This window comes from Puia dinghuensis (assembly GCF_014642875.1).
GTDB lineage: Bacteria > Bacteroidota > Bacteroidia > Chitinophagales > Chitinophagaceae > Puia > Puia dinghuensis.
Map to the genome: position 1 here is coordinate 557,277 of NZ_BMJC01000004.1, position 13,327 is coordinate 570,603.

The 13,327-nt window shown below is 50.3% G+C and carries 17 protein-coding genes; 9 read left to right on the forward strand and 8 right to left on the reverse strand.

Annotated features, from left to right (window positions below; translation table 11 throughout):
• Nucleotides 1-23: 23 nt before the first annotated feature.
• On the forward strand, nt 24-1,013 hold the full coding sequence (locus IEY39_RS20205; RefSeq protein ID WP_188934981.1) for an aspartate-semialdehyde dehydrogenase: 990 nt from the start codon (nt 24-26) through the stop codon (nt 1,011-1,013).
• Nucleotides 1,014-1,100: 87 nt separating this feature from the next.
• Here the strand turns inward: IEY39_RS20205 and IEY39_RS20210 are convergent, their stop codons facing one another.
• The 3 genes from IEY39_RS20210 to ligA all read right to left on the reverse strand — a co-directional run bounded on the left by IEY39_RS20210 (nt 1,101) and on the right by ligA (nt 4,557).
• The gene (locus IEY39_RS20210) at nt 1,101-1,763 is read right to left on the reverse strand and encodes a DUF2461 domain-containing protein (protein WP_188934983.1); all 663 of its coding nucleotides are present in this window, start codon (nt 1,761-1,763) and stop codon (nt 1,101-1,103) included.
• 65 nt (nt 1,764-1,828) lie between these two features.
• A complete protein-coding gene (locus IEY39_RS20215; protein WP_188934985.1) occupies nt 1,829-2,392 on the reverse strand; it encodes an NUMOD4 domain-containing protein in 564 nt (187 codons plus the stop codon).
• Between the two features lie 65 nt (nt 2,393-2,457).
• Nucleotides 2,458-4,557 (reverse strand): NAD-dependent DNA ligase LigA, encoded by a 2,100-nt coding sequence (gene ligA, locus IEY39_RS20220; protein ID WP_188934987.1) that lies wholly within the window; start codon nt 4,555-4,557, stop codon nt 2,458-2,460.
• A 151-nt stretch (nt 4,558-4,708) separates the two neighbouring features.
• Here ligA and IEY39_RS20225 point away from each other — a divergent pair, with 151 nt between their 5' ends.
• Nucleotides 4,709-5,476, forward strand: a complete 768-nt coding sequence (locus IEY39_RS20225; RefSeq protein ID WP_229689002.1) for an NUDIX hydrolase — start codon at nt 4,709-4,711, stop codon at nt 5,474-5,476.
• Nucleotides 5,477-5,500: 24 nt separating this feature from the next.
• Here IEY39_RS20225 and IEY39_RS20230 read toward each other — a convergent pair whose 3' ends face one another.
• Genes IEY39_RS20230 through IEY39_RS20240 form a run of 3 tightly spaced genes read right to left on the reverse strand, consistent with a single transcriptional unit; the run spans nt 5,501 to nt 6,813 of the window.
• Nucleotides 5,501-6,112, reverse strand: a complete 612-nt coding sequence (locus tag IEY39_RS20230; protein ID WP_188934989.1) for an HD domain-containing protein — start codon at nt 6,110-6,112, stop codon at nt 5,501-5,503.
• A gap of 27 nt (nt 6,113-6,139) precedes the next feature.
• Complete coding sequence (locus IEY39_RS20235) at nt 6,140-6,508, reverse strand: helix-turn-helix domain-containing protein (protein WP_188934991.1); 369 nt, start codon at nt 6,506-6,508, stop codon at nt 6,140-6,142.
• Nucleotides 6,509-6,534: 26 nt separating this feature from the next.
• A complete protein-coding gene (locus IEY39_RS20240) occupies nt 6,535-6,813 on the reverse strand; it encodes a type II toxin-antitoxin system HigB family toxin (protein WP_229689003.1) in 279 nt (92 codons plus the stop codon).
• 348 nt (nt 6,814-7,161) lie between these two features.
• On the opposite strand from IEY39_RS20240, the gene rplM reads away from it, so the two are divergent.
• The 7 genes from rplM (at nt 7,162) to pdxH (ending at nt 12,639) form a co-directional block, all read left to right on the forward strand.
• Nucleotides 7,162-7,605, forward strand: coding sequence for a 50S ribosomal protein L13 (rplM, locus tag IEY39_RS20245; RefSeq protein ID WP_188934996.1), 444 nt, complete (start codon nt 7,162-7,164; stop codon nt 7,603-7,605).
• A 12-nt stretch (nt 7,606-7,617) separates the two neighbouring features.
• Nucleotides 7,618-8,007 carry a 30S ribosomal protein S9 gene (rpsI, locus tag IEY39_RS20250; RefSeq protein WP_188934998.1) on the forward strand — a complete coding sequence of 130 codons (390 nt, stop codon included), beginning with the start codon at nt 7,618-7,620 and terminating at the stop codon, nt 8,005-8,007.
• A gap of 33 nt (nt 8,008-8,040) precedes the next feature.
• Nucleotides 8,041-8,928 (forward strand): 30S ribosomal protein S2, encoded by an 888-nt coding sequence (gene rpsB / locus IEY39_RS20255; RefSeq protein WP_188935000.1) that lies wholly within the window; start codon nt 8,041-8,043, stop codon nt 8,926-8,928.
• Between the two features lie 26 nt (nt 8,929-8,954).
• Nucleotides 8,955-9,803, forward strand: coding sequence for a translation elongation factor Ts (gene tsf, locus IEY39_RS20260; RefSeq protein ID WP_188935002.1), 849 nt, complete (start codon nt 8,955-8,957; stop codon nt 9,801-9,803).
• A gap of 70 nt (nt 9,804-9,873) precedes the next feature.
• Nucleotides 9,874-10,587, forward strand: coding sequence for a UMP kinase (pyrH, locus tag IEY39_RS20265; protein WP_188935004.1), 714 nt, complete (start codon nt 9,874-9,876; stop codon nt 10,585-10,587).
• Nucleotides 10,588-10,818: 231 nt separating this feature from the next.
• Nucleotides 10,819-11,931, forward strand: coding sequence for a coiled-coil domain-containing protein (locus tag IEY39_RS20270; RefSeq protein WP_188935006.1), 1,113 nt, complete (start codon nt 10,819-10,821; stop codon nt 11,929-11,931).
• A 63-nt stretch (nt 11,932-11,994) separates the two neighbouring features.
• A complete protein-coding gene (gene pdxH / locus IEY39_RS20275) occupies nt 11,995-12,639 on the forward strand; it encodes a pyridoxamine 5'-phosphate oxidase (protein ID WP_188935008.1) in 645 nt (214 codons plus the stop codon).
• 45 nt (nt 12,640-12,684) lie between these two features.
• Here the strand turns inward: pdxH and IEY39_RS20280 are convergent, their stop codons facing one another.
• Together IEY39_RS20280 and IEY39_RS20285 are read right to left on the reverse strand one after the other, a co-directional pair.
• A complete protein-coding gene (locus tag IEY39_RS20280; RefSeq protein WP_188935010.1) occupies nt 12,685-12,798 on the reverse strand; it encodes a 30S ribosomal protein THX in 114 nt (37 codons plus the stop codon).
• 170 nt (nt 12,799-12,968) lie between these two features.
• On the reverse strand, nt 12,969-13,238 hold the full coding sequence (locus IEY39_RS20285) for an HU family DNA-binding protein (protein WP_188935012.1): 270 nt from the start codon (nt 13,236-13,238) through the stop codon (nt 12,969-12,971).
• Nucleotides 13,239-13,327: the final 89 nt, after the last annotated feature.

The following is a 13,327-nucleotide window of genomic DNA, read 5'->3' on the forward strand; positions in this document are numbered from 1 at the left end:
TTTAAAATCAAATATAACCGTCAATGAAAGTTGCAGTCGTCGGCGCCACCGGCCTGGTGGGCACCAAAATGTTACAAGTCCTGGCAGAAAGGAATTTTCCCGTTACCGAATTGCTCCCCGTAGCATCCGAAAAATCCATCGGCAAGCAAGTCGAGTTTAAGGGAAAGAAATATGCCGTCGTCAGCGCCAATGATGCGATTGCAGCAAAGCCGGCATTGGCCCTTTTCTCCGCCGGCGGCAGCACCTCCCTCGAATGGGCGCCGAAATTTGCGGCTGCAGGCATTACGGTAGTGGACAACTCCAGCGCCTGGCGTATGGACCCCACCAAGAAGCTGGTCGTGCCCGAACTCAATGCAGATGCGCTTACACCCGAAGACAAGATCATCGCCAATCCCAACTGCTCCACCATCCAGATGGTGGTGGCATTGAATCCCCTGCATAAGAAATACAAAGTGAAAAGGATCGTCGTTTCTACTTATCAGAGCGTCACCGGAACGGGTGTAAAAGCCGTAAAGCAGCTGGAGAATGAGCGTAAAGGCATCAGCGGCGAAATGGCGTATAAATATCCCATCGATCTCAATGCCATCCCGCAGATAGATGTATTCCTGGACAACGGCTATACAAAAGAGGAAATGAAGATGGTCAACGAGACCAGGAAGATCATGCGCGACGACAGCATCCGCGTGACTGCGACCACCGTACGCATCCCCGTAATGGGCGGACATAGTGAAGCGGTGAATGTGGAGTTCGAGAATGAATTCGATCTGGCCGAGGTAAGGGCGCTTCTCGTCAAAGCTCCGGGCGTAGTAGTGGTGGATGATCCCGCCACCCAGCAGTATCCTATGCCCAAGGATGCCCACGAACGGGATGAGGTCTTCGTGGGAAGACTGAGAAGGGACGAGACCCAGGCCAGGACCCTCAATATGTGGGTGGTAAGCGACAATCTCCGGAAAGGCGCCGCCACCAATGCGGTACAGATCGCTGAATATCTCCTGACCAATAAGATGTTGTAATGGGAAAAAAAGAGGACGTCTGAAGCCAAAAAATAGACGTCCTCTTTTTCCATAATGTCCGGTAAGCAAGCTTACCGGGGCGCGGGTTTATTCGAGCCCGCGGTTTAAAAAATAAACAAAGCCTTTCATCGACGTAAACGTCTTTATTATTTCTTTCAGATAGGTTTTTGATTGGACTTCAGCGTCCGTAAACTCCCGGGTAACGATAAAGCTTTTCAATTTGAGGTATTCGATGGCGGGATTTTCTTCGTCATACCCTTTGGGTGGCCGGGTGAGCATATCCTCTTTTTCAAGACCTTCAATAAAGGTCTTCTTGAAATTGCGGTCACTGAGGATCTTCGACCATTCGGCAAAATTATAGTCTATCTCCTGCCGGACTTTATTCAATTCCGGAGCCTGTGGCATCCACAGTCCGCCGCCGGCCATGTTCCGGCCCGGCTCGAGATGTACGTAATAACCAGCCGTCGGCACCTTTTTGCCACCTTTGTTGAGGTAAGCTCCCATGTGAGCCTTGTAAGGTGTTTTGTCCTGGGAAAAGCGGACGTCCCTGTAGATTCGGTAAGTACAATCCTTGGGGTGTAGGTTTGCAATTTCGGGGTCTGTTTTTCCGAACCCTTCGATCACCTGCTCTACAAAATGGTCCATGTCCTCTTTTGCTTCCAGGTAAACAGACTTGTTTTTTTCAAACCAGGGCTTGTTGTTGTTCTTCTTTAGATCCTTGAGGAATTTGAGCGTAGAAGCTTGCAGCATAGTTTCGGTTTCTTGATCCTGTATTCTTTCTCCTGTCTGATGGTCCGGTATCCGTTGGCGTCGGTTTATTTGATCCTGCCCCAGTTCTCCCCACTTTTGATCCTGTACATGGTCATTTCACTGACCTGGTACTTTTCAGCCAGTTTCTTGATGGTAAGCTGTCGATTTTTGCTGGATAAGGTTTTCTTGATGGTCTTCACCTGGGCGGCGGTCAGCTTAAGCCCGACGGTGCGATTCGCCTGAACTTTTTTGTAGGCGATCTTCGCAGGGCTCTTCTGCTGGTGTTCGATCATCTCCTCAAGTGTTGCCCATTTCAGGTTTTTGGAAGCATTGTCCAGCTTGTTGTGATTCACATGGATCACATACCTGTTTTTGGGAGATGGTTTGGGTAGGAAAAGGCGGGCGATCTCTCGATGGATGTAGAGAGTACCGTTGTTGCCGGGCCGGTGAAGATTAAGGGTCTTGTAACCGGTCGTCAGGCTGCCGTTCAGCAATTTGCCGTCGGCCAGCACATCTTCCGAGTAGCTCGCAACGCGACCCATGGAAGACAGTGCGTATTTTTTTCGGAGTTGTTTCCAGCCGGGAAACTGTAAAGGTTTCCACACTTCGCCGGTGAGTTTTCTAATCATGCCTGTCAATTTTCTTAAAGTTACGAAAAAGAATTTCGATTTACCAGTAACGTAAGAAAATAATATTATATGTTTAAGAGCTTAATAAACTCGTCCTCTGTGAGTATTTGGATAGAGGGTATCTTTTTTGCCTTTTCCAGCTTGCTGCCCGCATCTTCTCCCACTATGAGGTAGTTCAATTTACTGCTGACTCCGCTCAGTAGCTTCCCGCCATTGCTCTCTACCGCCGCTTCCGCATCCGATCGCTTCAACCGGCTGAGGGTGCCGGTGAATAAGAACGTTTGCCCATCCAGGTTGCCCCCCTGGCTCGCCTTGCCTTTTTGGCTTTTCAGGTTAAGGCCAAGGGTCTCGAGCTCCTTCAGCAGGTGCTTGTTATCGGTATTGTGAAAGAACTCGAAGACGCTGCCAGCCACCTTTGGCCCCACATCTTCCAGATTTTGAAGGTCTTCCAGGGAATAGTCGTAATACTCCGACAAATGGCCGACGGTTGCGGCCAGCGTCTTGGCTGTAGTCTCCCCAACATAACGGATACCCAATCCGAAGATAAGCCGGTGCAAGGGCTGATGCTTGGAAGCCTCGATGGCCGCCTGTAGATTGCTTACGCTTTTTTCCCCGAAGCCTTCCAGCGCCCTGATCTTGTCATAGGGTAGCCGGTAGATGCCCGGGATATCTTTCAAAAACCCCAGATCATAAAATTTCTGGACATTGGCTTCCCCAAAACTGCGGATATCCATAGCATCTTTGCTGGCAAAATGGATGATCCGCTCGACCACCTGGGCCGGACAATTGATGTTGACACAACGCCACACCGCCTCGCCCTCCGGTTTTACCAGCTCGTGATCACATACCGGGCAACGGGTTGGAAAAACAATAGGGGTTTCTTTTCCTGTCCGGACATCGACCAGGGGCTTTACGATATAAGGGATGACGTCCCCCTTCCGTTCGACCAGCACCTGGTCGCCGATCTTCAGGTCTTTTTCCCGGACAACGTCTTCGTTGAATAGGGAGACAGAGCTCACGGTGACTCCGCTTAGCGGCACGGGGTCGATCTTAGCTACGGGGGTTATGCTCCCGGTACGGCCCACCTGGAACTCCACCTTTCTCAAGGTACTGGTAGCCTGCCGCGCCGGAAACTTAAAGGCGATAGCCCAGCGAGGATGATGGGTGGTCATCCCCATCTTGTCTTGCAGGGCGATCTCGTTCACTTTGATGACCATCCCGTCTATCTCATAGGGGAGGTCGTCCCGCTGCTGTTCGAACTCCCTGCAATAGTCGATCACCGCCTGTATCCCCTTGACGATGCGTTTTTCCTTTTGCGGGCTGCGGAACCCAAGATCCCAGAGCATCTTCAGGTTGCCGCTGTGAGTATGTAAGGAATGGTCCAGCTCCTTCCCCTCCAGGGTGATAAAATAGCTTACATGGTAAAGAAAGGCTTCCAGGTTGCGGCGCCTCACCTCTTTCGGGTCCTTTATCCGCAGTGACCCCGCTGCGGCATTCCGGGGGTTGGCAAGCGGGGGGGTACCCTCTTCGGCCAACTGATCATTGTATTTTTGGAAATTGCTCTTATTCATCAGCACCTCCCCGCGAATCTCTATCAATTGGATGCCATAACGGGAAAAGGCTGCAGAAAGCGGCACCGATCGTATCTGCCGGATATTGGTGGTGATCTCGTCGCCCGTGACACCGTCGCCCCGGGTAACGCCTCGCAGCAGCCGGTCATTCTCGTAGGTAAGGGAAATGCTGGCCCCGTCGAATTTAGGCTCGACGCAATATTCCAGTTCGTCCAGGCCGGCCAGTTCCCGGGCTCTCCGATCCCAGTCCACCAGGTCTTCCTCGTTGTAGGAGTTGTCGAGGGACAACATCGGAACGAGGTGCTCAACCTTGGGGAATTCCTCCGTCAGCCCGCTGGCCACCCGCTGTGTGGGTGAGTCGGGGGTGACCCAATCGGGATGCTCCGCCTCTGCTTTTTCCAATGCCTTGTATAAAATATCGTACTCGAAATCCGAGATAAGGGGGTCGTTGAGGATGGCATAACGATATTCATGGAAGCGCAACACGTCTCTCAGCTGTTCCAGCTGGCCTTTTTTGGGTGGGTGTTCTTTGACGATGGATAAGAAGGATGCGGTCTCCTTTTGCAGGCGCTGCGTTTGGTCGGCGGAATACATAAATCAATTTTATGGCATAAAGTTAAGCGAATCGGGCTAAGATGCCGGAGGCATCTTGTCCGAAGGACAGACATTAGCCGTTCTGCAGGAAATGCGTATTTTTTGGGGAAGCGCATTTCCTGCACATTTAAATGCCTAACTTAGTAATTGAATGAACCCTGAAATTATACCTAACGATGGTCCGTCTTCCACGGACACTGCTGCCGCCGGTCAGAAGAACATCAAAATGATCCTGAAACAGCTGGAAAGCGACGGGATCATTGGTATTTCCGTTGACTGTGTCATCTTCGGTTTCGATGACAACGAGCTCAAGGTCCTCTTGATAAAATCGGATTTTGAAAAATATGAGAATAAATGGTCCTTGTTGGGCGATCTTGTCAACAACCACGAAGACCTCGACGAAGCAGCCTATCGCATCCTGCGCGAACGTACAGGCATGGACGACGTCTATCTCGAACAGGTAAAAGCCTTTGGGGAGGTGAACCGGCACCCCGCAGCCCGCGTAGTCACCATTGCTTATTGCTCCCTTATCAATATCGAACATCACCAGTTGAAGATCCTGGACAACGAGCTGCACTGGCACCGTGTGACCACCCTGTCCGATATGGCCTTCGACCACCGCGCGCTGCTGGATGCCTGCTATGCGTGGTTGCAGAAAAGGATCCAGGAGCATCCGCTGGGCTTTAGCCTCTTGCCAAAGAAGTTTTCCCTGCGCGAACTGCAGAACCTCTACGAGGCGATACTGGATGTAAAGCTTGACCGGCGCAACTTCCGGAAGAAATTCTTTTCCATGGGTCTGCTGGAAGATACCGGTGAACTCGAAACCGATGTCCCTCACCGGCCGGGGAAGCTGTATAGGTTCAACTACGAAAAGTACCAGAAGAAAGAGCGGAAGAAGTGGTTTGGGATCGATTTCTAAGCAACACCCTTCTCTCGCCCTCGCCTACTGAACATCTCTCTGATGATCGATGATGAATTGGATGATCTCCTCCAGCGGAGTGTCGATGCGGCTAAGCGCGTCGTTGATATCGTCCCGGTTCACCTGTGCTGCAAACGAGGGAGTCTTTAATTTTTTCAGGATGCTTTTTACATCCATCCCTTCATATCTAGTGGGGCGGATGAGGGCAGCGGCGTGGATAAAACCCGAAAGCTCGTCGAATACATAGATCATCTTGTCCATCCTGGTCTCGGGCTCTACGCCAAAATATTTCGGGCCATGTGAGGCGATGCAATGGATCACTTCCGGATCAACATTCAGCTCCTCCAGCTTTTCGATGATGATGCGGCAGTGTGCGTCGGGATGTTTCTCCCAGTCGGCATCGTGCAACAGTCCCGCCAGCTCCCATTTCTGGGCCGTGCGTTCATCGGCGCCTTCCCTTTCCAGCGCCCAGGCCTTCATCACGGCCGCCACCTGTTTCATGTGCAGCCGCAGCCGTTCGTTGGGCACCCATTCATTCAGCAGGGCATGCGCCTCTTCGATAGGTAAAAGATTGTCTTTATTGGCTGCGTCGCCGAAAGTACTGCGCCCAAGCGCAAGGATAGGAGTGGAGGACATGCTGATTCTTTTGTATGAAGATAAGGCTTATTGCAATGCGTACTCTTTTGTAAGCGCCTCGATGGGAATGCGCAGAAGCTTGCTGAACTTGCGGATCATTGTAAGCGACAACGATTGTTTATAATTCAGTACCTTGCTCACTGTGCCCTTGTCGCCGTATTCTTTTGCCAGGTCTGCCGCCTTATAACCAAATTCTTCCATTCGGATCTTGATTAATTCGACCGGGTCTACTTCCGGCATTTCCCATAATTGTTCTTCATATTTGTTGATGAGAAAAGCCAGTAATTGTTTTTCCTTATTCTCGACCGTCCCTTGCACTGTTTCACGTATCTCTTCATACCGGGTTGTAGCCTTTTGATAGTCGGCTTCATTTTCTATTAAATACCAGGTTTGCATGATATGGTTGTCTTTTATATTTTATATTATATGGTCGCCGGATCGATCCTGTCATAATCGGTATGTGTACCGATGAATCGGATCTCAACTATTTTGTCGTCATAGTGAATATGGGCAATCAAGCGAAACGTGTTATGTGCAATCTCAAATCGGGCGCGGTTATTCTGGATCATTTTTGCTCTTGGAAAGTCCCTGAGAACATCCTGTTTGTTTTTCCAATCGGCTTGTTCAACTACTAGTTTCCAAACGGCCAAGCTTTTCCGGGCGTTTGCGTGGTTTTTCCCGAAGTCGTTCAATTTCTTCAAATAAACAATTAGCATAATTGCGATTTAATGAGTTTAAAGGGAGAGCAAGGAACATGGGACTTAAGTTTGGGTGTAATGCAAAGCTATTAAGAAGTTGGTAAATTACCAACTTTCGCAAGAACTTTTTTAACGTTGAGCGAAAGAATATTTTAGGCAGTCAAAATTTTTATTGTAAATCAACCCATTACAAAAGCGTCATAAAAAATTAACCCCTTTTTTCTTGGAACATCGAATAGATTAAAATTACCTTTGCACTCCTTTCAAAAGCGGGTCAAAACCCGCCGGCCGAAAGGCAAACAAATTAAGCGCCGCTGGGATAGCAGCGGCATCACGTAAAACAATCAGAAAATGAGCAAATTGCATTTCACCACCAAACATGCGAACGAGGCTACCGTTAAACGCGACTGGTACGTTGTGGACGGTACTAATCAAACCGTAGGCCGCATGTGTTCCAAGATTGCCGCTATACTGCGTGGCAAGAACAAAGCCTATTACACTCCCCACGTCGACTGCGGCGATTTTGTCATCGTAATCAATGCTGACAAGGTTGTTTTCTCGGGTAATAAGCTGGAAGACAAGATCTACATCAACTTCTCCGGTTATCCTGGTGGTAAGAAGGAAGAGATCGCCAAAGACCTCCTCAAACGCCGTCCCGATGCCGTTATCGAAAGAGCCGTAAAAGGGATGCTCCCCAAGAATCGCCTGGGTCGTAAGATGTATAAGAAATTATTCGTGTATGCCGGTGCTCAGCATCCGCACACCGCGCAGCAACCCAAAACATTAACCTTCTAATTTTTCAGATAAATGGAAAAGCAAAAAAATGCAGTTGGTCGCCGTAAAGAGGCTGTAACCCGGGTGTTCCTCAGCAGGGGTGAAGGCAAGATCACGATCAATGACAAGGACTACAAACAGTATTTTTCACTGGTATACCTGCAGAACCAGGTCGAGCTTCCCCTGAAAACGGTAGAAGGTCTCGATAAGTATGATGTAAAGATCAACGCTGCCGGTGGTGGGATGAAAGGACAGGCCGAAGCCGCCAAACTCGGTATTGCCCGTGCCCTGCTCGAAGTAAACGCCGAGTTCCGCCCCGCGCTGAAGGCCGCAGGCCTCCTCCGCCGCGATCCCCGCGCCGTTGAAAGAAAGAAACCCGGCCGCAAGAAAGCCAGAAGGAGCTACCAGTTCAGCAAACGTTAATCTCTATCACAACTATTATTATAAAATCATACAATGGAAAATAACACTTCATTACAACAACAACTCCTCGAAGCCGGTGTCCACTTCGGTCACCTGCGTAAGAAGTGGAACCCCAAAATGCTGCCTTACATCTTTGCTGAAAAGAAAGGTATCCATATCATCGATCTCAACAAGACCACCGAGAGTCTTCAGGAAGCCGCTGCGGCCCTGAAGCAGATCGCAAAAAGCGGTAAGAAGGTCATGTTTGTCGGCACTAAGAAGCAGGCGAAAGAGATCGTCACCGAATGCGCCCGGAAGGTCAACATGCCCTTCGTCACCGAACGCTGGCTGGGTGGTATGCTCACCAACTTCAATACCGTCCGCAAGAGCGTAAAGCAAATGCAGAGCATCGAGAAAATGCTCAACGACGGAACGTTCGACAGCATCACCAAGAAAGAAAGGCTCACCCTTTCCCGTGAAAAGGACAAGAAGGAAAAGGTATTGGGTGGCATCGCCCAGCTGGGCCGCGTTCCCGCCGCTCTCTTCATCGTCGACATCGGTCATGAGCACATCGCGCTGGCAGAGGCCAAACGCCTGGGTATCACTACCTTCGGCATGGTCGACACCAACTGTGATCCCAATAAGGTAGACTTTGCCATCCCGTCCAACGACGACGCAACAAAATCTATCGCCATCATCGTAAATTACGTCACCGCAGCCATCGCCGAAGGCCTTGCCGAAAGACAAGCCGCAAAAGAAGAGGATGTAGAAGAATCCGGCTCTGACGAGAACGAAAGGAAGGCAGCCCGCCTCCAGGCCGAAGCCGAAAGCGAAGCAGCCCGCGGTCGTGGCGAAAAGGTAAGAGGTACTACCCAGCCCAAGCGCCGGATTCCGAATTCCGGACCCCGTCGTGGTCCCGGCGGCGGTGGGGGTGGCCGTTAATTGTTCAATCTCTTAAAAATAACTATATGTCAACTGCAACTATCACAGCAGCAGATATCAACAAACTGCGCCAGACGACTGGCGCCGGAATGATGGATTGTCGTAAAGCATTGGTGGAAAGCGACGGTGATTTTGAAAAGGCCATCGACTACCTGCGTAAGAAAGGCCAGAAAGTAGCTGCCCTGCGCAACGACCGTGAAGCTAAGGAAGGTGTCATCATTGCAACTACCACTTCGGACAACAAGACCGGGTTCATCGTAACGCTCGCCTGCGAAACCGATTTCGTAGCAAAAAATGCGGATTTCGTCAGCTTTGCCCAGAGCATCGTAGCCGTAGCCGTCAAAGGCAATATCAAGACCCTGGAAGAACTGCTGGCCGCCCAACTGGATGGTGTTACAATCGCCGACAAGATCAACGACCAGGTGGCCCGCATCGGTGAGAAGATCCAGCTGACCCGTTTCGAACGTATCGATGCCGAAGGCGTTTCCGCCTATATCCACGGCGCCTATCGCATGGGCGTACTGGTCGGACTGTCGAAGAACAGCCCCGCTGTGCTCGAAGCAGGTAAAGACATCGCCATGCAGATCGCTGCCATGAATCCTGTGGCCGTTGATCCGGACTCCGTCCCCGCCGACGTCGTCGCCCGTGAAAAGGCTATCGTTACCGAACAGATCAAAAACGATCCCAAGATGGCCGGCAAGCCCGACGCAATGATCGACAAGATCGCCGACGGAAAACTGAACGCCTTCTTTAAAGAGAATACCCTCACCGCCCAGGCCTTCGTAAAGGACGCCTCGAAGACGGTAGGCGATTATCTCAAAGGAATAGACGCTTCAGCGAAAGTGACCCAGTTCAAAAGAGTTCAACTCGGATAAAAAAATAAAAAAGACCGTCGAAAGACGGTCTTTTTTTTACCTTCGTCCACAAATTAAGAATCATCCGACCATGGTGCCAAAGTACAAGCGTATTCTGCTCAAGTTATCCGGAGAAGCCCTGATGGGAGATAAGAGTTTTGGATTTGACACCGGCGTCATCGCACAATACGCAAAAGACATCAAAAGCATCGTGGAATTAGGCGTTCAGGTGGCCATCGTCATCGGCGGCGGCAACATCTACCGCGGGATGAACGAAGCCGAAACCGGCATCGAACGGGCACATGGCGACTACATGGGAATGCTGGCCACCGTTATCAACGGCATGGCCATGCAGGCCGGCCTGGAAAAGATCGGCGTCTACACCCGCCTGCAAAGCGCCATCAAAATGGAACAAATAGCCGAACCCTATATCCGCCGCCGGGCCATCCGGCACGTGGAAAAGGGACGCGTGGTCATCTTCGGCGCCGGCACCGGAAATCCCTATTTTACTACCGACACGGCTGGCTCCCTTCGCGCCATCGAGATCAATGCCGAAGTGATCCTCAAAGGCACCCGCGTCGATGGCATCTATACCGCAGACCCCGAAAAAGATGCTTCAGCCGAAAAATTCGATACCATCACCTTCCAGGAGTGTATCACCCGGAATCTGAAGGTAATGGACATGACTGCTTTCACCCTCTGTATGGAAAACCAGCTGCCAATAATCGTATTCGACATGAACAAACCCGGCAATCTGATGCGTGTCGTTCGTGGCGAGAAGGTTGGCACACTCGTAAAAGACTGATAACTATCGTATTAAAAAAGGTTCGCGTCGATTTGTATATCTGGGCAAACCGTAGTAATTTCAGCCTTTATATTCACCACCGGCTACTGTCGCCATAGTAGTTCTGCTTGCTTCCTCCCCTCAATATTCCATGAAAAGCGTCTTGGTTGTTTATCGTTGTATTCCCGGAAAGCAATAATGTATTTCACAACGTAGTCTGATTGGTAAATATTTTTCCGAACCCGAACCATTATGATCACCTTAAACACCTTGAGCATTATATTGGGACTTCAATTGACAATGGGCTTGCCCGAAATAATCATCTGCGAACTAGGCGCTCTCATTCTCGGGTTTACCATCCATTTTTTCTGGAATTCGAAAAAAAGTCTTCGTATCACCGAGCCTAATCAGGCCACCGGCATCAGCGAAAATGATAACTGGAAGCTGAAGTACTATAACGACATGGACATGCAGGAAAGGTCCCAGCAACAGTTGCGTGAACGCCTTTCCCAGTCGCAGGAGACCGAACAGATACTCACTATCGAACTCGAAGAGACGCGTAAGGAGCTGGAGGATGTCAGGCACGAACTGGATATCGTCCGCGCACAGCTCGAAGAAGTAGAGCTCAAACTGGCGCCGGCCAGTGTTCCTGCCGAAGAAGGCGTTATTATCCCCGAGGAAGTGGAACCCGACTATGCGCACGACTACCTCTATCAGCTCAAAGCGACCCAGGAGAAACTAATCGAACATAATAACAACATCTACCGCCTGCTCGAACAGACCCGCCTGCTGGAAGAATCCGAGCGGCGCAACCAGGAATTGCTGCGACTGAACGAAGGGCTCGGCGAACAGCTTCATAATAACAGCCAGCTGCTCGTCGAAAAAGAGACGGAGATCAGCAACCTGCGCCATCAGCAAAAACTTTCCGATGAGATGACCGAACGCCTGAATAAGGTGTACGAAGAATATAACACTCTTCAGGATAAATTACAAAAGCTCCAGGCCTATCTCACCCAGCCATATAACCGCGGCACCGACTACGACGGGCTGAAAGAAGCGTATTTCAAACTCGGCAAGGAACACGACGAGATGAAACTGAAATACATCTCCATCCGCGAAGAGAACCAGCGGCTCACCCGCATTCTCGGCGATACCGAGGAGAAACTGAAAGATGCAAACTTCCAGCGCCTGCAATACCAGAAGCGCTCGGCCTTCCTGGAAGAATTGAACCACGATCTGCAGGAGATCTCCGAACACAACAAGAAGATAGAAAGCCAGCTCCGCAGGGTCACCGATATGGAGAACCTCCTGGCAAAGATCACCGGCGGCGGCCCCATCAATGATATCCCTCAGCGGATGGAATGATCCCTGTTACCTGTCGTTTGCAGCAATTCGCGTAAATTCGTGGTTCAAAAACCAGTTGCATCCGTGTCAACAACAATTGCCGACATTCGTAAAGAATACAAGCTGCAAACCCTCTCGGAAAAAGACGTTCTGCAAGACCCTTTCGCACAGTTTAACAAGTGGTGGCAGGAAGCCATCAACGCTGGTATCGATGAGGTCAATGCGATGACCCTCGCTACCGCATCCGCCGACGGAATGCCCGATGCCCGCATCGTCCTGTTAAAAGGTGTCAGCGAGAAAGGTTTTGCCTTTTATACCAATTACAATAGTGCAAAAGGCCAGCAGCTGCTGGAGAACCCAAGGGCGACCCTTGTCTTTTTCTGGAAAGAGCTGGAAAGACAGATCCGCATCAGTGGGCTGGTGTCGCTGACGCCCGACAAGATGAGCGACGACTATTTTAACAGCCGGCCGGAAGGCAGCCGCATAGGCGCCTGGGCTTCGCCGCAAAGCGAACCCATCGAAAGCCGGGAATGGCTGGAAGCGAATGAGGAAAAGATCAGGCAGGAATTCACAGGCAAAACGATACCGAGGCCCGAACACTGGGGCGGCTATGTGGTAAAGCCGGTGAGAATGGAATTCTGGCAGGGAAGGCCAAGCAGGCTCCACGACAGGTTTTTGTATAGCCTGCAAAATACCGGGAGCTGGACGATCGAAAGACTGGCCCCATAATAAACAAGAATGCGGAGAAAGCACCCTCCGCATTCCAAATGATCTTTATTTTCCTTTGGCGGGAGGTGCTGATTTCTTCGCAGGTTTGGCCGGACGGCTCTTGCCAAACGAGCCTTTGAATATCTTTCCTTTTTTAGTTTTTTTATCTCCTCTTCCCATCGTTATAATTTTTTAGAGCCGCTCACCCGCGGCTTCGTATGATTTTTGCGACCGCACACCCGCGGCCTCGGAATAAATTTTATCGGTACAAAAGTAATAAAAGCTCCGGTACCAAGGGTAGCGGAGCTTTGCTGTGCCCAAAAGATCGAACAGATCGGGCCGGGGTAGCATTATAATTTTGCAGACAGTTCTTTCCCTGCTTTGAACTTAGCTACTTTCTTCGCCTTGATCTTGATTACAGCGCCAGTCTGGGGGTTGCGACCGTTACGGGCAGCTCTCTTAGAAACAGAAAAAGTACCGAAACCAACCAGGGTAACCTTGCCGTTACCTTTCAGCGTCTTGGTAACTGCTTCAACAAAAGAATCCAGGGAAGCGTTAGCCTGAGTTTTTGTAATGCCAGCGTCATCGGCAATCTTTGCGATTAATTCAGCTTTGTTCATAGTGTAATATTTTGTTTAATTAGCAGCAACAAATATACCCGCTTTTTGAATCCAACAAAATTTTTTTACAATTTCTCCAGTGTGTGCAA